Consider the following 19,893-nt stretch of genomic DNA (forward strand, 5'->3'; position numbering starts at 1 on the left):
AGCCCACCCGCGAGGGTGGGCTTTTTTATGCGTGGCGCCTGCTGGCGGAATATGTGCGAAGGCGACTGCAAGCCCCCGCTTTGGCGCCTGCAATGACCCACGGCCGCGCGCGCAAGGATGCGGCCGTTGGCGTTCGGTCGGCTCGCTATCGGAAAGTGCGTGCTGCCTCAGCGGCGGCCTTGCCCATCGCTTCGAGCGATTGCGTATCCAGCAACTGTTTCAGTTCGGCGAGATCCTCGCCGTAGCGCTGCCAACGCCCCATGTAGGCGCGGGTCATCGAGGTGCGCACCTGGACCACGCTGGCGGTTGCCACCGGCGCCTGATTCTGTTCGAAACGCAGACAGGCCTCGTCCCACGGCAAGCCGCAGAACTCCAGCAAGCGGCGCGTGGTCGGCTCCTGCTCCAGCACCAGGTCTGCGTAGTCGATTTCCAGCAGCCGCTGCGGGAACAGCGCGCGCCAATGCGCCATCAAACGCTCGAACATCAGGTAATAGCGGCCGACGTCCATCAGGTCGAAGGAATAGTCGTAGTACGGCGAGGACAGCGCGAACAGCTGGCGGAAGTTGCTCAGGCAGGTGTCCATCGGGTCGCGCCGCAGGCAGACGATGCGCGCGTTCGGCAATGCGCGCACGATATGCCCCACGTACAGGAAGTTGTGCGGCAACTTGTCCACGAACCGCGGCTTGGCGGCGGTGCCGGGACGGGTGGACTCGACATAGGCGCGGCCGAGTTCGCGCCAGTCCAGTCCCTGCAGCTGGGTCAGCGTGGCCACGTCCAGGATTGCCGACGATGGGGTCCGCACCAGGCGCTTGAGCGCCACCGAGAAATTCTGCAGCTCGCCGGCCGAGTGCACCTGCGGATGGCTGGACAGGATCCGGTCCACCAGGGTGGTGCCGCTGCGCGGCATGCCGACGACGAAGATCGGCTCTTGGCTTTGGAAGCCCGACGTGGGCGCAGCGTCGGCGCGGAAGGCCTGCTGCAACGCCTCGAACAGCACCGCATCGCGCTCGGACGTGTAACCGCGTGCGCGCTTCTGCACCGCCTTGCCTTGCACGTAGCCACGGAACGCGGCAGGGTAGTCGCCCAGATCCTCGTGCTCCTTGGCCAGCGCCAGATTGAGATGCAGCACCGCGTCCGGCACGTCGCCGGCCGAAGCCAGCGCCTGCTCCAGCAAGGCCAGGTTGTTCTCGTCGGCGCTCCACTTGCGCAACTGCGACAGCGACAGATAGACCTTCCAGTAGCGCGGCTCCAGGGCCAGGCAGGCCCGGTATTCCTGCTCGGCTTCCTGCAGGCGGCCGGAGAACAGCAGCGAGGTGCCGAGGTTGTAGCGGAAGCTGGCGTGTTGCGGCGCCAGTTGCACCGCCTGGGTGAACGCCTGCAGCGCCGCGACATGCTCGTTGACCTGTGTGTAGACCACGCCCAGCGTGTCCAGCGTATGCGCGTCGGTCGGCCGCAACGCCATCGCCTGATCGGCGAAGCGGTGCGCCTCCTGCATGAAGCGTCCCATCGCCAGCACCTTGGCCAGTTGCGTCGCGTAGTCCGCGCGCTGCGGATTCAAGGTCGTCGCCTGATACAGGTGCGACGCGGCGGCTTGCATCTGCTTCAGTTCCAACGCCGCCACGCCGGCCACGAAATGCACGCCAGGGTGTTGCGGCAACGCGCGCAGAAGCTGCTGCGCGAGCCGCTGCGCCTGGCCCCAGTCGCGCTGGTTGAGCGCGGCGACGGCCTGGTTGTAGAGCTGAACCTGTTCGGTCATGGAGGGGCCTGATGTCGGAGGAAGCCAGCGCCGGCGCGAGGACACTACGGCTCGAGCGAGCGGTCAGCCATTATGCCCGGCGATCGGAACGATGGTCTTGAAGCGGATGCCTGCGCTACGTCGCATCGGACCCGCGCACCGAGCGGCGCGATGGCGAAAGCGGCGCCGGCGCAGCCGTCCGTGAAACGAAGGCACCGCACCGCGGCGCCGGCGAACGGCACCGCGCTCAATCAGCGCCGCCCATCGCCCAGCAACGCCATCGCCGCATTGTGTCCGGGCGCGCCGGTCACGCCGCCGCCCGGATGGGTGCCGGAACCGCACAGGTACAGGCCGGGAATCGCGCCGCGGTAGTTGGCCTGGCCGAGCATCGGGCGCGCGCTGAACAACTGGTTGAGGCTCAGCGCGCCATGGAAGATGTCGCCGCCGATCAGGCCGAAGGTGCGCTCCAGGTCCAGCGGGGTCAGCGCCTGCCGGCCCAGCACCGAGTCGGCGAAGCCCGGCGCGTAGCGCTCGACGGTGGCGATCATCAGCGCGGCCACCTCGTCGCGGTGCGCGTCCCAGCTGCGCCCGTCCGCCAGCTGCGGCGCCACGTGCTGGCAGAACAGGCTGGCCACGTGCTGGCCGGGCGGCGCGAGCGAATCGTCCAGCGTGCTGGGGATCAGCAGTTCGACGATGGGCTCGCGCGACCAGCCATGCGCGCGCGCATCGCGGTAGGCGCGATCCATGTAGTCCAGGCTCGGCGCCAGGATGATGCCGGCGGTGAGGTGGTCGCCCTGCCCCGGCAACGCACGGAACTGTGGCAAGCGCGACAGCGCCACGTTCATCCGGAACGTGCCCGAACCGCAGCGCCAGTTGGCCATGCGTTCGCGGGTGGCGGCCGGCACCTGCGCCGGGTCGAGCAGGCGCTCGTACAGCAGCTTGGGATTGACGTTGGCGACGACGCGGCGCGCATGCAGGCGCTCGCCGTGTTCGGTGACCACGCCGACCGCGCGCCCGTCCTCGACCAGGATCTCGCGCACGCCGGCGTCGGTGCGGATCTGCGCGCCGGCGGCGAGCGCCGCCTTGGCCATCGCCTGGGTGATCGCGCCCATGCCGCCGAGCGCATGGCCCCACGCGCCCTTGACCCCGTTGCTCTCGCCGAACACGTGGTGCAGCAGCACGTAGGCCGAGCCCGGCGTGTACGGGCTGGCGTAGTTGCCGACGATGCCGTCGAAGCCGAACAAGGCCTTGACCGGGTCGCTCTCGAACCAGCGCTCCAGGTACTCGGCGGCGGAGATGGTGAACAGGTCCAGCAGCTCCTGGCGCAGGCCGGGATCGAGCGCATGCAGGCGGCGGCCGAGGCGGCCAGCACGCAGCAGTTCCGGCAGCGCCTGCACCCAGCCGCCATCGGTGACGTTCGGCGGCGGCTGCAGCGCCAGCGCACGCAGCACGTCGGCGATGCGCTCCAGCCGCGCTTCGTAGGCCGGCAGGCGCTCGGCGTCGCGAGCGGAGAACTTCGCCACCTGCGCCTGGGTGATGCCGGCGCCGGCCAGCAGGTAGCGGTCGTCGGGCAGCGGCACGAAGTTGTTGCAGCGGCGCGGCACGATACGCAGGCCGTGTGCGGCCAGGTCGAGATCGGCGATCACCTTCGGCTGCAACAGCGACACCGTGTAGGACGCCACCGAATTGCGGAAGCCCGGATGGAATTCCTCGGTGACCGCAGCGCCGCCGACTACGCCGCGCCGCTCCAGCACCGTGACCTTCCAGCCGGCGCGCGCCAGGTAGGCGGCGCAGACCAGGCCGTTGTGGCCGGCGCCGACGATCAGGGCATCGCAGGACGGTTCGCGCTTCATCCCGGGGATCATACCGGCCCGCCGGCCTCACGCCTGCTGAGCGAGGCCCGCTGAGCGACGCCCGCTGAGCGTGGGCGCCCGGCCCATGACCTTCGACACCCCTGAAACCCCGGGCAGCGGCGTACAGTCTCGCCACGGCCCTTAGGGCCATTCCGTATCCACGCTGGCTTGGAGCTTCCTTGTGACCTTTCGCAATCCCCAGATGCTGTTGTTGACCCTGGCCGTGAGCGCCGCCCTGAGCGGCTGCAACAAGCCCGACGCGGCAGCGCCCGCCGCCGACACCGCCAAGACCGAGGCCGCCGCGCCGGCGCCTGCCGCCACGCCGGCCGAGCTGAAGCTCGACACCAGCAAGCTGCCGCCCTACAACGCGTTCAGCGCCAACGACCTGGACCCGACCAAGGAGGCCTGCAGCGACTTCGCCGGCTACGTCAACGGCAAGTGGCTGGCCGCCAACGAAATTCCCAAGGACCGCAGCAGCTGGGGTGCGTTCTCGATCCTGGACGAGCGCTCGGTCGCCGTACAGCACCAGTTGGCCGAGCAGGCCGCCGCTGCGGCCAACGCGCAGGGCGTGGACAAGATCGTCGGCGATTTCTGGTCCTCGGGCATGGACGAAGCCAAGGTCAACGCGCAGGGCATCGAGCCGCTGAAGGCCGACCTGGCCGCGATCGACGGCCTCAAGGACGGCCCGGCGGTGGCCGAGTACCTGCGCCAGAGCGCGGCCAAGGGCGAGAACGGCCTGTTCGGCTTCGGCGCCGAGGCCGATTTCAAGAACTCCTCGATGAACATGGCCTACGCGATGCAGGGCGGCCTGGGCCTGCCCGACCGCGGCTATTACTTCGATGCCGACAAGAAGGACAAGCTCAACGCCTACCAGGCGCACGTGGCCAAGGTGCTGGAGCTGTCCGGGGTGCCGGCCGCCGATGCGGCCAAGCAGGCCAAGGACGTGGTGGCGCTGGAAACGCGCCTGGCCAAGGTCTCCAAGTCCAGCGAGCAGATGTCGCGCGACGCCGAGCTGTCCTACAACCCGGTGACCCCGGCCGAGGCCGACAAGCTGGCCCCGAACTTCCCGTGGACCAAGTTCTTCGAATCGCAGGGCGTGGCGGTGCCGGAGAAGTTCTCGCTGGCGATCCCGGCGTTCCACCAGGAAGTGAGCAAGGCGCTGGGCGACACCGACCCGTCGGTGTGGCGCGCCTACCTGCGCTTCCACACCGTCGACAGCGCTTCGCCGTACCTGAGCGATGCGTTCGCGCAGGAGAGCTTCGCGTTCTACGGCAAGGAGCTCAACGGCCAGGCCGAGATGAAGCCGCGCTGGAAGCGCGTGCTCGGCAGCATCGAGGACGGCGCCGGCGAGGCGATGGGCCAGATGTACGTCAAGGTGGCGTTCTCGCCCGACGCCAAGAGCAAGATGCAGCAGCTGGTGGACAACCTGCGCCAGGCGCTGAAGGCGCGCATCGAGAACGTCACCTGGATGAGCCCGGAGACCAAGGCCAAGGCGATCGCCAAGTGGGAGACCTTCACCCCGAAGATCGGCTACCCGGACAAGTGGCGCGACTACAGCGGCCTGAGCACCCAGCGCGACAGCTACCTGGACAACGTACGCGCCGCCACTGCGTTCAACTACAAGTACAACCTGAGCAAGATCGGCAAGCCGGTGGACAAGACCGAATGGGGCATGACCCCGCAGACGGTCAATGCCTACTACAACCCGCTGCAGAACGAGATCGTGTTCCCGGCCGCGATCCTGCAGCCGCCGTTCTTCGATCCCACTGCCGACGACGCGTTCAACTATGGCGGCATCGGCGCGGTGATCGGCCACGAGATGACCCACGGCTACGACGACCAGGGCGCGCGCTTCGGGCCGACCGGCAACTTCGAGAACTGGTGGACGCCGGCCGACGCCAAGAACTTCGCCGGGCTCACCGGCAAGCTGGTCAAGCAGTTCGACGAGTACAAGGTGGACGGCAAGCCGGTCAACGGCAAGCTGACCCTGGGCGAGAACATCGCCGACCTGGGCGGCCTGTCCACCGCCTACGACGCGATGAAGAAAGCCACCGAGGGCAAGGACGATCCGAAGGTCGGCGGCATGACCCGCGACCAGAACTTCTTCCTCAACTGGGCCACCGTGTGGCGCACCAAGTACACCCCGCAGAACGCGGCGGTGCGCCTGACCACCGACCCGCACGCCCCGGCGCAGTTCCGCGCGATGGGCGCGCCGTCGAACCTGCCGGCCTTCGCCGCCGCGTTCCAGTGCAAGCCCGGATCGCCGATGGTGCGCGCCGGCGACAAGCAGGTCGTGATCTGGTAAGTCTGGCGATCCGCTGCAACCCGAAAAGGCCCGGCATGTCCGGGCCTTTTCTTTGCGCGCGGCGCGCCACGCCGCGGAAGCCCGCGCTGGCGCGGAAGCGGCCGGCACCGCACGCCCGGATGCGTGTGCGACAGCGCGCCGGCGACACCCGCACGACCGCCCCGCACCCAAGCGCGCATCCATCTGAACCGGTTAGGCAAAGCCGCGCCGCAGCATGGACACAGCTGCGGGCCGCAGCTTGTTAAACTCCGCCGACTTTAATCCTGACCGGATTCGCTCCCGATGCTCAATGCCCGTCCGCTTGCCCTCGCTGTCGCCCTCGGCCTGATCGCCCTGGCGTCCACCGCCGATGCCGCGCCCAAGAAGAAGCGCGCCGCCGCCAAGGCGCCCGTCGTCAGCGCCGCCTGCACCGATTTCTACGACTACGCCAACGCCGACTGGCTGAAGAGCAACCCGCTGCCGCAGACCGGCGCGGTCACCGCCCTGGGCCAGTTGTCCGCGCGCGCGCAGCAACAGCAGCGCGACCTGCTCGACGCGTCGATGCAGTCGCCGCAGAACGACGTGCAGAAGGCGCTGGGCGATTTCTGGGCCAGCGGCCTGGACGAAGCGGCGGTGGAGAAGGACGGCTCCAACCCGATCGCACCGCTGCTCAGCCGCATCGACGCGATCAAGAAGGCCAAGGAGGTCCCGGCCTCGATCGCCGCGCTGCACCAGATCGGCATCCCGGTGGCGTTCAACTTCGGCGCCGACGTCGACCTGAAGGCGCTGGACCGCCACATCGGCTACTTCATGCAGGGCGGCATGGGCCTGCCCGACCCGGCCTTCTACACCCGCACCGACGCCGACACCGTGGCGCTGATGGGCCGCTACCGCGCCTACGTCAAGCAGATCCTGACCCTGACCGGCACCCCGGCGGCCAAGCTCGAGGCCGACACCCAGTCGGTGCTGCAGATCGAGACCGCGCTGGCGCGCAGCGCCAAGTCGCTGGCCGGCATCAACAACCCGTTCAACAACTACGCGCCGATCTCCACCAAGGAGTTGAACAAGCAGTACCGCAACCTGCAGCTGGACGCGTTCCTGAAGGCGCAGGGCGTCAACGACGACCTGGTGTCGATGGCCGATCCGGACATGTTCAAGCAGCTCGACGGCATGATCGTCAGCATCAAGCCCGATCAATGGAAGGCCTACCTGCGCTGGCGCGTCGGCGACGCGATGGCGCCGTACCTGTCCAAGAGCTTCCGCGACGCCAGCTTCGAGTTCCGCGGCCGCGTGCTGGAAGGCCAGACCCTGCCGCCGCAGCGCTGGTCGCAGGTGCTGGACGCGATCAACGTCGCCGCCGGCCCGATGCTGGGCCGCGAGTACGTCGGCCGCTACCTCAACGCCGACACCCGCCGCCAGGCCGAGAGCATCGCCGACCAGGTGCGCGACACCGAGATCGCCGCGATCAAGCGCAACACCTGGCTCAGCGAGTCGGCGCGCGCCGAAGCGCAGGCCAAGCTGGCCGCGCTGAAGATCGAAGTCGGCGCGCCGCGCCGCGACCTGGACTACAGCGTGCAGCCGATGGGCCGCGGCAGCTTCGGCGGCAACATGCTGATCGCCTCCACCTGGCGCCACCGCGAGGAAATGAAGCGCATCGGCAAGGGCAACGCCGACCGCCGCTGGGACGTGCTGCCGCAGCAGCCGGCGCTGACCTACGACCTCGCCCAGAACCGCCTGATCGTCACCGCCGCGGTGCTGCAGCCGCCGGTGTTCGTCGCCGGTGGCGATGCCGCCGCGTTGTACGGCGGCTACGGCGCGCTGGTCGCGCACGAACTGATCGGCGCGATCGACAGCAAGGGCAGCCAGGTCGACGCCAAGGGCGAACTGCGCAGCTGGTGGACCCCGGAAGACAAGAGCGCGTGGACCGCACTGAGCGCGCGCGCCGCCGCGCAGTACGGCGCCTACGACTTCCCCGGCGTGAAGGGCGCCAAGGTCAACGGCCAGCTGACCCAGGAACAGGACCTGACCGACATCGGCAGCGTCGAACTGGCCTGGCAGGCGTATGCCGCCGCCCAGCCGGCCGCCGGCGACACCGGCAAGCAGGCGTTCTACAAGGCCTGGGCCGGCCTGTGGGCGCAGCAGCTGTCGCCGAACGAGGCAGTGCAACGCGTCACCGCCGACGTGCACGCGCCGGGCCGCTGGCGCGCCAACGGCCCGCTGGCCAACCTGCCGTCCTTCGCCGCCGCCTTCACCTGCAAGGCCGGCCAGCCGATGGTGCGCAGCGACGCCGAGCAGATCCGCGTCTGGCCGTAACCGCAATTCGCCAGGCAGTGCATGCACGACGGCGCGGGCAACCGCGCCGTCGTGCGTTGTGGGGATGGCGATCGGCACAACCCGCCAACGTCTCGGCGTTTGGCAACGGCCGCCGGCGCGACGCAGCCAGCGCGCCGCGCCATCAGCCGATGGCGTCTCGCAAAGCCATTCCAGCTGCGACGATACGTGCCCGATGCGCTCGAACGCACGCTCGGTCGGTTGCGGCGGTGCGCATGCACCCACCCCCGAAATGCGCCAAGAGCGCGTCGCAAAACATCGCCGCCGAAGTGGACAGTGGCCGCGTTGCATGCGGCCATGTCGGATCGCCGCTCAGGAGCGTTCGCGGCGCACGCCGGACCAACTCACCACAGCGGCGCTCGTCGCTGCGGGCCGACGTCCCTCAGCGCACGATCCGCGGCCGCGGCGGCTTGCGCTTGCCGAACGGCGGCTGGCCGCGCCAGTAGCGGATCAGCAGCCAGCCGAACAGCATGCCGCCCAGGTGCGCGAAATGCGCCACGCCCGGCTGCCAGCCGGTGAAGCCCATGATCAGCTCCAGCGCGCCGAACACGATCACGAAGGTCCGCGCCTTCATCGGGATCGGCGGGAACAGCAGCATCACCCGCTGGTTCGGGAACAGCATGCCGAACGCCAACAGCAGGCCGAAGACGCCGCCGGACGCGCCCAGGGTCCGGTACGGATCGCCGCCGTTGCTCACCGTCCACCAGCCCACCAGCAGCTGGCACAGGCCGGCGCCGGCCACGCATACCAGGTAATAGGTCAGGAAACGCTTGTTGCCCCAGGTCTGCTCCAGCGGCCCGCCGAACATGTACAGCGCCAGCATGTTGAACAGCAGGTGCGAGAAGCCGCCATGCAGGAAGCCATAGGTCAGCAGCTGCCAGATCTGGAAATTCTGTCCCGGCGAAAACGCATCGAAGTCGCTGAGCGGCCACAGCATGAATGGCGAGAAGGTGTCGTCGCCGAGCAGTTGCTGCAGCAGGAACACCACCACATTGCCGATCAGCAGGGCTTGGGTAACAGGCGGAAGTCTGGGAAACATGGTCGTGTCCGTGGCAACTGCCGACCATCATAGCCGCTCGCTATTGCGGCCCCCATAACGCCGCGTCGAGGTCGCGCGCCGGCGTTGGGGCACGCTTCACCCGTCCGCCCTGCACCGCCACGCCTTCGGCGCGCAGCCGCTGGCACTGTTCGCGAAAGCCGCGCGAGCCTTCCGGGAAGGCGATGCGCCCGTCGCTGCGCAGCACCCGGTGCCAGGGCAGCGCCGGATCGGTGTTGCCGCCGAGCACCCGCGCGACCAGGCGCGCGCGGCCGGGCAAGCCGGCCAGCATCGCCACCTCGCCGTAGCCGCGCACCTGGCCGGACGGGATCGCGCGGATCGTAGCCAGGATCCGCGCCTGGGCCGCCGCCGAGGCCTCGGCCGCCGACGTGGAACCCTGCCCGCTCATGCCGGCACCGTCCGTGCCGGCCGCGACACCGTCAGCACCCCGCCCAGCACCAGCAGCGTGCCGACGATCTGCCACGGCCCCATCGCCTCGCCCAGCAACAGCACGCTGAGCACGATGGTCGAGACCGGGCCGAGCATGCCGATCTGCGACGCCAGGCCCGAGCCGATCCGCCGCACCGCCAGCATCGTCGCCAGCACCGGCACCGCCGTGCACAGCGTGCCGTTGAGCAGCGACAGCCAGTACACCGGCGTGGGCAGCAGCAAGGCCTGCAGCGGTCGCAGCAGCAGGAACTGGGCGATGCACAGCACGCAGGCGACCAGGCTGGCGTAGGCAGTCAGCCGCACCGCGCCGATCCGCGCCACCATCTGCCCGCTGCCGACCAGGTACAGCGCATAGGCCAGCGCGCTGCCGAACACCAGCAGGCTGCCCCAGGCGGTGCGCGCGCCGCCGACCTGCAGGTCGTGGCCGAAGGCGAGCAGCACGCCGAGATAGCTCAGCGCCAGCGCCCACAGCTGGCGGCGTTGCGGCCGGCGGCGGAACGCGAGCACGCCGATCAGCAACACCAGGGTCGGGGTCAGATACAGGATCAGCCGCTCGAGCGTCGCGGTGATGTAGGCCAGGCCGAGGAAATCCAGGTAGCTGGCCAGGTAGTAGCCGAGCACGCCGAGCGCGCCGATGCGCCAGCGGTCGCCGCGCTGCAGCGGCGGCGCCCGGCGCGCGGCCCACAGCGCCATCGCCGCGAAACACGGCAAGGCCACCAGCATGCGCAGCGCCAGCAGGGTCACCGCGTCCACCCCGTAGCGATAGCCGAGCTTGACGATGATCGCCTTGCCGGAAAACGCGATCGCGCCGCCGGCGGCCAGCAGCACGCCGCCCAGGTCGGCATGCGCCGTCGCCAGCGGAGCGGCGGTCGAGCGCTCGGAGGCGCTCATCGCGGACCGGCGCCGAAGCGGAAACGAACATCGTGCATGCCGCCCATTCTACGGCCGCTGCCCGCTGCAGCAGCGCTACCAATGCGGCAGAGCGGAGCGCATCGGCGCGAACCACCCGCAACCAGCCTGCATAACGCCGGCGCCGCAATGCACTAAGGCGGATGACCGCACCGCTCGTACGTCGCCTTGCCCGCGCCATCCCTGGTTTCGGCGCCACCACCTGCAGCAGCACCGCGACGGCACGCGCCTCAGCGCATCAGCACCACTTCCTCGGCCGAGGTCGGATGGATCGCCACCGTGTCTTCCAGCTGGCGCTTGGTCACGCCCAGCTTCAGCGCCACCGCGAAACCCTGCAGGATCTCGTCGGCGCCGTCGCCGAGCAGATGGAAACCGACCACCCGTTCGTCCTCGCCGGCGCAGACCAGCTTGAACAGGCTGCGCTGCGGCGCGTCGGCCAGCGCATGCAGCATCGGCCGGAAATTGCTGCGATACACCGTCACCGCGTCGCCGTAGCGTGCCCGCGCCTGCTCCTCGCCCAGGCCGACCTGGCCCAGCGGCGGATGCGAGAACACCACGCTGGGCACGTTGTCGTAGTCCAGCCGCGCCTGCGGCTGGTCGCCGAACAGGCGATCCATCAGCTTGCGTCCGGCCGCGATCGCCACGGGGGTCAGGCCGACCTTGCCGGCCACGTCGCCGATCGCGTACAGCCCCGGCACGTCGGTGTTCTGGTAATCGTCGACCACGATCTCGCACTTGTCGCCGATGCGCACGCCCAGCGCTTCCAGGCCGATGTCCTTGCTGTTCGGACGCCGCCCGATCGCGAAGAACACCTGGTCCACGGGCTCGCTCGGCTGCCCGTCGCCGTCGTGCAAGTGCAGGCCCTGCTCGCCGCGGCGCAGGGCCGTGGCGCGATAGCCGAAATGCAGGCGCACGCCCTGATGGCGCAGGTTCTCGCCGAGCTGCCGCGCCAGTTCCGCATCGAAACGCTCCAGCAGGCGCTCGCCCTGCACGAACAGATCGACGCGGCTGCCCAGCGCCTGCAGCAGGCCGGCCAGCTCCACCGCGATATAGCCGCCGCCGACGATGGCCACGCGCGGCGGCGCCTCGCACAGATTGAAGAAATCGTCCGATACAAGGCCCAGCTCGGCGCCCTCGATCGGCGGCCGCAGCGCATGCGCGCCGGTGGCGATCACCACGTGGCCGGCGCTGACCTTCACGCCGTCGCCGCATTCCACCGTATGCGCATCCAGCAGCCGGCCGCGCTGCGGAATCAGCACCACGCCGTCGGCATCCAGGCGCCGCCGGTAGCTGCCGTGGATGTTGCCGATATAGCCCTGGCGATGCGCCACCAGCTCCGGCCACGACAAGGTGGAACTGGGGATGGAAAAACCGATGGCGCGGGCCAGGTCGATGCGCCCGACCAGGTCGGCGGCCAGCCACATCGCCTTCTTCGGCACGCACCCGATGTTGACGCAGGTGCCGCCGAGCGCGCCCGGCTCCAGAATCGCCACGCGCGCGCCGAGGCCGGCGGCGCGGAACGCGGTGGCCAGGCCGCCAGAACCGCCGCCGAGCACCAGCAGGTCGTAGTCGTAGACGGCATCGGTCACTGCACACGCTCCCTGCGGTACGGCGTGGGGTCGATCGCGGGCGACTGCCCGCCTCTCTGGTCGTCCATCGGTTGTCCTATCGTGTTGCTCATGCTGGTTCCGAGCATGCCACGCGCGGTGGCGAGCCACGCGTGAGGATGCCGCGGCATACACGGGATCGGCGCATCGTCATGGGCAGTCGCGTTTCAGGCAGTGCCATGACGGCGCATCGGTTGCCAACGCAGATAGCTCGCCGAACGCCACAGCCATTCCGCCGGACCGAAGCGGAAATGGCGCAGCCACAGCTGCGACGCCACCACCTGCAGCGCGAACAGCGCGAACGCGAACGGGATCTGCCAGACGCGCGGCAGGCGCTCGAAATAGCCCAGGCCATAGCCATAGAACAGCGTGGTGCACAGCAGCGACTGCAGCAGATAGTTGCTCAGCGCCATGCGCCCGGCCGGTGCCAGCCAGCGCAGCGCCGGGGCGAAGCGCAGCAACCAGGCCGCATAGCCCAGCGCCATCATCCCGCTGGCCACGGTGGCCAAGGCGAACGCGCTGGCCAGGCGCAGGTCCAGGCGCGCCGGATCCATCCACGGTTCCAGCCGGAAGCTCAGCAGCATCAGCGCCATGCCCGCCGGCAGCACGCCCCAGCGCAGCGCCGCCAGCAGCCGCGGACGCCGCTGCGGCTGCTGCGCCAGGCCGCTGCGCACGCACCATGCGCCGAGCAGGAACATGCCGAAGATGGTCGGCGCATTGAACACCAGCGTACCCAGCGCATCGATCAGGTCGCGCAGGCGCTGCGCGGTCGCCTGCGCGTAGCTGCCGTGGCCGAACACCTGGCGCTGCTGTTCCAGCGCCGCCGCCGCGCGCTGCGCCTGCTCGGCCATGACCTGCCGCCACTGCACGGCGCCGTGCGGATCGGCCTGCGCCGCCGAGCCGACCGCGCCGGTCAGCAGCGACAGCAGCGGCGAGCACAGGTAGACCGCCAGCGCCATCCACGGCAACCAGCGCGTCGGCGCCTCGCGAAAGGCCAGCAGCATGAACGCCAGCAGCGCATAGCTGACCAGGATGTCGCCGGACCACAGCAGCACCGCATGCAGCACGCCGATCAGCAGCAGCACCGTGCTGCGGCGCACGAAGAAGCCGCCGAACTCGCGCCGCGCCGCCTCGGCGCGCTGCGCCATCACCGCAAAGCCCATGCCGAACAACAGCGAGAACAAGGTGTAGAACTTGCCCTGCACTAGCAGGTAGACCGCCGCATCGGCGACGCGATCGGCACCGCGCAACAGCGGATCCAGCCCGGTCATCGCCGTATCCAGCGGACCGACGAAGCCCTCGATGTTCATCAGCAGGATGCCGAGCAGCGCGAAACCGCGCAGCACGTCCAGGGTGACGATGCGTTCGGCGGGCGCGACGGGCTGCAGCACGGGAGCGGAGGAAGCCAAGGCGTGGCACCGGACGAAAGACCGGCGATTATCCATCGCCGCGGCGCGCATGCGCCAAGGCGCATCGCGAAGTACGTGAAGTACGGAAGTGGCCGAGCGGCGAGCGCGGCCGCGCCGTTCGGCCACGCCGATCAGGCAACGGCGGCGCAGCGCGCACCGGCATGGCGCACACGGATCCCGCCAACGGGACCCGCGCCGCGCTCACTCAGTGGTGATGACCGCCCTCGCCGTGCACGTGGCCGTGCTCGATCTCTTCCGGCTTGGCTTCGCGCACCTCGAGGATCTCCACGTCGAAATGCAGGTCCTTGCCCGCCATCGGATGGTTGAGGTCGACATCGACCACGCTCATGCCGACCTTCTGCACGGTCACCGCGCGCGGGCCAAAGTTGGTCTGCAGGACCACCTGGCTGCCCGGCTGCAGCTTGGTCGCGCCGAAATGCTTCTTCGGCACGCGCTGGGTCAGGCCCTCGCGGTAGTCGCCGTAAGCGTCCTTGGCGGCCACGTCGACGCCGAAGCTGGCGCCGGCTTCCTGGTCCAGCATCGCGTTCTCCAGGCCCGGGATGATGTTGCCGTGGCCGATCAGGATCACCAGCGGATCGCGGTCCTTGGACGTCTCGATCGGCGCCTGGCCGGCTTCGGAGACGGTGTAGTGGAAACGGACGACGCGGTCTTTTTCGATCTTCATGTGCAACTCTGCGCTGTGGCTGCCGATGGCAGACGGTGTGGACGGCTTGTCGGCCGACGGGAGCGCCGCCATGATGGCGGCCATCTAAGGTTGCGCATTATCCCGGCTCCATGCAGAACAAGCCAGTTGCAACGTCCACGCGGCGCCGTCTTCCCTGTGGGGCGGTCCTGCTGTGCATGGCCGTGCTGGCCGCCTGCGGCCGCCACGAGGTGCGCCCGTCGCGCCCGCCGCCGCCGGTGGCGGTGCGCAGCTGGCCGCAGGTGGCGCCGGCCGACCCGGCCGCGGCCAACGCGGTGCTGATGCGCGCGCTGGGCCTGGTCGGCACGCCCTACCGCTATGGCGGCAATACCCCCGATTCCGGCTTCGACTGCAGCGGCCTGGTCGCCTACGTCTACCGCGACATGCTCGACCTGCGGCTGCCGCGCACCTCGCGCGAACTGGCCGCGGTGCAGGGTCCGCGGATCGATCCGCAACGCCTGAGCACCGGCGATCTGGTGTTTTTCGGCAGCGGCGGCACGGTCAGTCATGTCGGCATCTATGTCGGCGAGGGCCGCTTCGTGCACGCCCCCAGCACCGGCGGAACGGTCCGCCTGGACTATCTGGACGGGACCTATTGGCGCGACCACTACACCGGTGCCAAGCGCGTCCTGCACTGAACTGTGGTTTCGCTCACATTCATAATTACGAAATATTAACGCAATTTGAACTTCGTCTTGCTGTCTACAGGGCATCATCGCCCATCGTTTGAATTTGTGATCGAAGCGTGACGACCGAAGCCAAGACCTCTCCAGGCAAGACCTCCGTCCCCCGCCGGGCCGCCTTCCGCTTAATCTGCACCGCCTCGCTCTGCCTCTCGGCCGTTCCGGCCCTGGCCCAGTCGGCTCCGGCCGACACCGTAGTCCCCGAAGCCATCGCTCCCGTCGCACCGGCGCAAGTGACCGCCGCCGGCGCCACCAGCACCACTCCCACGATCTCCCAGTCCGCGACCGCCAAGCCGGTCGCCGCGCAGGCCCCGGCCACCGCACGCAGCAAGGCCGACGCCGCCGCCACCGCCACCCTGGCCGCCCTGCTCCCGCATCTGGCCGCCAACGACACCATTCCGCTGATGGACCGCTCGGCGATGTTCGCCGGCGACATCAGCCGCCTGCTGGCCAACTACGACGTGTCCCAGGCGCCGCTGCGCGAAGGCGTGGTCCCGGGCGGCGACAAGGTGCAGTCGGTGCTCAAGCGCGCCATGGCGCTGCTCGGCACCCCGTACCGCTGGGGCGGCGAAGACACCGAAGGCTTCGATTGCAGCGGCCTGGTCGGCTACGTGTTCCGGACCGCGCTGGGCATCGAGCTGCCGCGCGTGTCGCGCGAGATGGCGCGCGAGGCCAATGCCGAACTGATCAAGGACCGCGACGCGCTGGCGCCGGGCGACCTGGTGTTCTTCGGCCGCAAGGGCCGTGTCGACCATGTCGGCCTGTACGTCGGCGAAGGCCGCTTCCTGCACGCGCCAAGCCGCGGCAAGGACGTGCGCGTGGACACGCTGACCAGCGGCTACTGGAGCGAGAAGTTCGTGCAGGCGCGGCGCGTGGCGATGTAAGCGGCGCAGCACGCAGGCAAAAAGAAAGGCCGCTGGAGACAGCGGCCTTTTTCGTTGTGGCGATCGTTCGCCACCCGGCGCCTGGCGCCTGGCTGCCCTGCTGGCGGCACGCTACGCTGGCCCGGCTCGATCATGCCCCCGGGACCACAATGACGCCACCGCCCTCGCCCGCAGCGCCGCCGCGCCGTGTCCACCGGCACCGTTGTTCCTCCATCCCTCCGCGGTGCCGGCAGGCGGCGCACTGATGCCGGCCGCGCCCGTTCTGCCCACACCCGCGCAAGCGCTGGCGATCGCGCAGGCGCTGCTGTCCAGCCGCTACGACGGGGCGGCCTTCGGCTTCGCCGCCGGCTCGATCCTGCGCGGCGAAGGCACCCACCTGTCCGATATCGATCTAGTGGTGGTCTACGAGCGGTTGCCCGCGGCGCGGCGCGAATCGTTCCTGGCCGACGGCGTGCCGGTCGAAGCCTTCGTCCACGATCCGGGCACGCTGACCTGGTTTCTCGATGACGACGTGGCCCGCGGCCGCCCCAGTTTGCTGCACATGATCGCCGAGGGCTGCATCGTCGGCACCGCGAGCGAACCCGCGCGCACCCTGCAAGGCCAGATCGCCGCACGCCTGCAGGCCGGTCCGCCGCCGCTGTCGCCGGCGCAAGTGGACGCGCTGCGCTACCAGATCACCGACCTGATCGACGACCTGTGCGGCGAGCGCAGCGCCGCCGAGATCGTCGCGATCGGCGCCCTGTTGCACCCGCTCCTGACGGAACTGGCGCTGCGCGGGCGCGGGCGCTGGTCCGGCAGCGGCAAATGGGCGCCGCGTCTGCTCGCGCGGATCGATCCCGCGCTGGGCCAGCGCTTCGAGCACGCCTTCGCCGCGCTGTTCGCCAGCGCGGACTGCGCGCCGGTGCTCGCGCTGGCGCAACGGGAACTGGCCGCGCACGGCGGCCGCCTGTTCGATGGCGACTGCCGCACCGCGCCTGCGGACTGGCGCGCCTGAGTCGCGGCGCGGCGTCTTGGCCGCGATATCAGGCCTGGTAGTGGGAGATGGTGTCCTCGATGCCCTTGCTCAGCTCCATCACCTTCAGCGCGTACTCGGACAGGCGATGGTCCTCCGGCGTATCCGGAGTCCACGACGGCACCGGGGTCGGCTTGCCTTCCACCCCGTCCAGGGCCACGAACACGATGATGCAGTGGGTGCACAGCCGCGAGTCGCCGCCCATCGGGTCGCGCGCGCGCACGTCGATCGCGAAATGCATGCTGGTGCTGCCGGTGTAGACCAGCTTGGCGCTGACCGTGACCATGTCGCTGATCCGGATCGGCGAGACGAAGCGGATGCCGCCGACCGCCACGGTCACGCTGTAGCGTCCGCTCCAACCCACCGCGGCGGCGTAGCCGACCTGGTCGATCCACTTCATCACCACTCCGCCGTGGACCTTGCCGCCGTAGTTGACGTCGATCGGCTCGGCCAGGAAGCGGAAGGTCAGTTCGCGTTGCGTGCCGCTCATCGGGGCTCCAGGGAAAGTAAGGAAGCGGAAGTCTGCCACGTACCGATGCTGCAGGCGCCGCAACGCCGCAACGCGCGGATCGGCGGTTCAGGGCCCGGCGACAGCAGCGCGCAGGAACGGCCAATGCCGCGCGCCCTCGCCTCGCCAGCGATGCCCGCCTCGCGATCGCGACAGCCTAGGCAACCGCCAATGCCGGGTTGTCGCGCTTGCGGATGCACAGCCACGGAAAGTGCGGCTGCGGCCGGCGCAGCGCGCGCAGGCAAAGGGCACGCAGGCTGCGCGGATCGAACAGCACGCGCAGCGCGATGCCGTCGAGCGCGGCCCAGGTGTGCTGGTGATACTGATCGGCCAGTTCCGTGCAACCCAGCCCGCTGAAGTAGCGCAGGCTGCGCGCGGCGCTGGCCTGCGCCTGCGCGGCGTCTGCATAGAACGGACTGTCGATCACGTGCAGTTCGCCGTCGTGCTGCAACAGGCCGAGCAGGCGCGCGATCAGCGCGCGCGGGTCGGCGAAATACTGGATGCAGGCCGGCAGCACGACCGCATCGAAGCGCTGCGGCGGCAGCGGCAGCGTGTGGATGTCGCCGGCGACGAAACTCAGATGCGCACTGGCCGCGAACACGCGCGCGGCCTGCGCCAGCTCGGTACGGTTGACGTCGACGCCGCAGACCTCGCGCTGCAGGCCCTCGGCCAGCCGCTGCGACAGCCAGCCGTTGCCGCAGCCCAGTTCGAGCAACGGCCCGCTGCCGCCGCGCGCGCGCAGGTGGCGCAGCAGACGCCGGCACGACTCGGCGCGCACCCGCCACTCGTGGCTGGCGGCCAGCGCCCCGCCGGGATGCGGCAGCGTGCGTACCTGCGCGTCGCTGTAGACGCGGCCTTCCTGCTGCCGGACCGCGAGGTACTGGCGCTCGAACGGATCGGCGGCCAGCGCCTGCTGCACCAGCACCCCATCGATCGGCGTCAGCCCGGGAAGCTGTTGCAGCTGTTCGCGCAGACTGATCGCTGGCGTGCTCACCGCGGAATCAACGCAGCTGGCCGGACCCGTCGGCCGGCGGATCTTCCAGGCCGACATTGCTCGAGGCCGCCTCGTACACGCTGCGGTCGAGCAGGCCGGTTTCCTTGGCCACGAGCACCGGGACCAGCATCTGCCCGGTGACGTTGGTCATGGTGCGCATCATGTCCAGCACGCGGTCGATCGCGTACAGGTAGCCGATCACCTCCAGCGGCAGGTTGGCCGCGCTCAGTACCACCGTGGCCATCACCACCGCGGTACCGGGCACGCCGGCGGTGCCGAAGCTGCCCAGCACCGAGGCGATCAGCACCACGAAATACTGGTTGGCGGTCAGCGGCACCCCGGTGTATTGGGCGATGAACACTGCGCACAGCGCCGGGAAGATCGCCCCGCAGCCATCCATCTTGATGCTGGCGCCCAGCGGCACCGCGAACGCGGCGTAGTCCTTGTTGACGCCGAGGTTGTGGGTGATCGAGCGCAGCGCCACCGGCATCGCGGCGAAGCTGGAGGAACTGACGAAGGCCACCTGCATGCCCGGCGCGGCGCCGCGGAAGAACTTCCACGGGTTCAGCCCGTGCGCCAGCAGCAGGCCGCTGTACACCACCAGGATGTGGATCGCGCAGGCCAGGTACAGCGCCAGCACGAAGTTGCCGAACGGCAGCAGCTTCTCGAAGCCGTAGCTGCCGACCAGCGAGGCGATCAGGCCGAAGGTGCCGAGCGGGGTCATCTCCAGCACGAAGCGGGTGACCTGGATCATGATCTCGCTCATCTGCCCGGTGAGCTTGCGCGCCTCGGCCACGCGCTCGCCCAGCTTGACCATCGCAAAGCCCAGCAGCGCGGCGAAGAAGATCACCGGCAGGATCGAGCCGCGCCCGGCCGCCAGCACCGTCTCGCCGGCGGCGTTGGTCCTGGTGCCGATGCCGGTCAGCGCATAGAACGGATTGGACGGCACCACGTCCAGCAGCACCTGGATCGGGCTGGGCACGTCGCGCGGCTTCCATGCGCCATCCACGCTCAGGCCGAAATGGCCGGCGCCCGGCTGCAGCAGCGTGCCCACGGCCAGGCCGACGCCGACCGCCAGCGCGGCGGTGAGCACGAACCACAGGAAGGTGCGCCCGCCGAGCCTGGCCACCGATTGCTGGCCGTGCAGCGAAGAGATCGCGTTGATCACCGCGAAGAACACCAGCGGCACCGCGATCATCTTGATCAGGGTCACGTACAGGTCGCCGAGCGGCCCGAACCAGGTGTCCGCCGCCGGCCCCAGCGCCCAGCCGGCCAGCGCACCGAGCACGAAGCCGGCCACCACGCGCTGCCAGAACGGGATGCGCAACCAGGCGGTCACCACTTTCATCGATGCTGTCCAGAAAATCTCGGGGTCCTGCACCATAGCGCAAGCCGGCGCGGGCGACGACGCCATGGCTGGAAAGGCGCGATGTCATCGGCGTGCCTTGTCGCAGCCGGCATAATGCGCAGGACTTCGTGCCCAGGGGCCGTTCCT

The 19,893-nt window shown here is 69.6% G+C and carries 16 protein-coding genes; 5 read left to right on the forward strand and 11 right to left on the reverse strand.

All coding sequences use genetic code 11. The annotated features are described in order from the left end of the window. Positions 1-145 precede the first annotated feature (145 nt). Positions 146-1,756 carry a tetratricopeptide repeat-containing sulfotransferase family protein gene (locus tag H9658_RS06265; RefSeq protein WP_191824737.1) on the reverse strand — a complete coding sequence of 537 codons (1,611 nt, stop codon included), beginning with the start codon at positions 1,754-1,756 and terminating at the stop codon, positions 146-148. A gap of 230 nt (positions 1,757-1,986) precedes the next feature. Continuing rightward, complete coding sequence (locus H9658_RS06270) at positions 1,987-3,588, reverse strand: phytoene desaturase family protein (protein WP_191824738.1); 1,602 nt, start codon at positions 3,586-3,588, stop codon at positions 1,987-1,989. Positions 3,589-3,790: 202 nt separating this feature from the next. On the opposite strand from H9658_RS06270, the gene H9658_RS06275 reads away from it, so the two are divergent. Beyond that, on the forward strand, positions 3,791-5,893 hold the full coding sequence (locus H9658_RS06275) for a M13 family metallopeptidase (protein ID WP_191824845.1): 2,103 nt from the start codon (positions 3,791-3,793) through the stop codon (positions 5,891-5,893). Between the two features lie 282 nt (positions 5,894-6,175). Then, positions 6,176-8,185: a M13 family metallopeptidase gene (locus tag H9658_RS06280; protein WP_191824739.1), complete on the forward strand. Its 2,010-nt coding sequence runs from the start codon at positions 6,176-6,178 to the stop codon at positions 8,183-8,185. A gap of 400 nt (positions 8,186-8,585) precedes the next feature. On the opposite strand, the gene H9658_RS06285 is transcribed toward H9658_RS06280, so the two are convergent. From H9658_RS06285 to H9658_RS06310, 6 genes are all read right to left on the reverse strand, one after another. After that, positions 8,586-9,242: a rhomboid family intramembrane serine protease gene (locus tag H9658_RS06285; RefSeq protein ID WP_191824740.1), complete on the reverse strand. Its 657-nt coding sequence runs from the start codon at positions 9,240-9,242 to the stop codon at positions 8,586-8,588. 40 nt (positions 9,243-9,282) lie between these two features. Continuing rightward, a complete protein-coding gene (locus H9658_RS06290; protein ID WP_406848107.1) occupies positions 9,283-9,723 on the reverse strand; it encodes an MGMT family protein in 441 nt (146 codons plus the stop codon). After that, positions 9,645-10,580 (reverse strand): DMT family transporter, encoded by a 936-nt coding sequence (locus H9658_RS06295; protein WP_191824742.1) that lies wholly within the window; start codon positions 10,578-10,580, stop codon positions 9,645-9,647. The genes H9658_RS06290 and H9658_RS06295 overlap by 79 nt, the downstream gene beginning before the upstream one ends. 248 nt (positions 10,581-10,828) lie before the next feature. After that, positions 10,829-12,187 carry a glutathione-disulfide reductase gene (gorA, locus tag H9658_RS06300; protein ID WP_191824743.1) on the reverse strand — a complete coding sequence of 453 codons (1,359 nt, stop codon included), beginning with the start codon at positions 12,185-12,187 and terminating at the stop codon, positions 10,829-10,831. A 185-nt stretch (positions 12,188-12,372) separates the two neighbouring features. Beyond that, positions 12,373-13,650 (reverse strand): DUF418 domain-containing protein, encoded by a 1,278-nt coding sequence (locus H9658_RS06305; RefSeq protein ID WP_191824744.1) that lies wholly within the window; start codon positions 13,648-13,650, stop codon positions 12,373-12,375. 169 nt (positions 13,651-13,819) lie between these two features. Further along, positions 13,820-14,299: an FKBP-type peptidyl-prolyl cis-trans isomerase gene (locus tag H9658_RS06310; RefSeq protein WP_179563805.1), complete on the reverse strand. Its 480-nt coding sequence runs from the start codon at positions 14,297-14,299 to the stop codon at positions 13,820-13,822. Between the two features lie 176 nt (positions 14,300-14,475). Here H9658_RS06310 and H9658_RS06315 point away from each other — a divergent pair, with 176 nt between their 5' ends. From H9658_RS06315 to H9658_RS06325, 3 genes are all read left to right on the forward strand, one after another. Continuing rightward, positions 14,476-14,955 carry a C40 family peptidase gene (locus H9658_RS06315; protein ID WP_406848108.1) on the forward strand — a complete coding sequence of 160 codons (480 nt, stop codon included), beginning with the start codon at positions 14,476-14,478 and terminating at the stop codon, positions 14,953-14,955. Between the two features lie 107 nt (positions 14,956-15,062). Further along, the gene (locus tag H9658_RS06320) at positions 15,063-15,884 is read left to right on the forward strand and encodes a C40 family peptidase (RefSeq protein WP_191824746.1); all 822 of its coding nucleotides are present in this window, start codon (positions 15,063-15,065) and stop codon (positions 15,882-15,884) included. Between the two features lie 244 nt (positions 15,885-16,128). Next, on the forward strand, positions 16,129-16,878 hold the full coding sequence (locus H9658_RS06325; protein WP_191824747.1) for a nucleotidyltransferase domain-containing protein: 750 nt from the start codon (positions 16,129-16,131) through the stop codon (positions 16,876-16,878). A gap of 28 nt (positions 16,879-16,906) precedes the next feature. On the opposite strand, the gene H9658_RS06330 is transcribed toward H9658_RS06325, so the two are convergent. The 3 genes from H9658_RS06330 to H9658_RS06340 form a co-directional block, all read right to left on the reverse strand. Continuing rightward, positions 16,907-17,386, reverse strand: a complete 480-nt coding sequence (locus tag H9658_RS06330) for an acyl-CoA thioesterase (protein WP_191824748.1) — start codon at positions 17,384-17,386, stop codon at positions 16,907-16,909. 175 nt (positions 17,387-17,561) lie between these two features. Next, the gene (locus H9658_RS06335) at positions 17,562-18,398 is read right to left on the reverse strand and encodes a class I SAM-dependent methyltransferase (RefSeq protein ID WP_191824749.1); all 837 of its coding nucleotides are present in this window, start codon (positions 18,396-18,398) and stop codon (positions 17,562-17,564) included. Positions 18,399-18,405: 7 nt separating this feature from the next. Beyond that, positions 18,406-19,746, reverse strand: a complete 1,341-nt coding sequence (locus H9658_RS06340; protein ID WP_191824750.1) for a dicarboxylate/amino acid:cation symporter — start codon at positions 19,744-19,746, stop codon at positions 18,406-18,408. Between the last annotated feature and the right edge of the window lie 147 nt (positions 19,747-19,893).

The sequence above is a fragment of the Xanthomonas bonasiae genome (assembly GCF_014836395.1).
GTDB lineage: Bacteria > Pseudomonadota > Gammaproteobacteria > Xanthomonadales > Xanthomonadaceae > Xanthomonas_A > Xanthomonas_A bonasiae.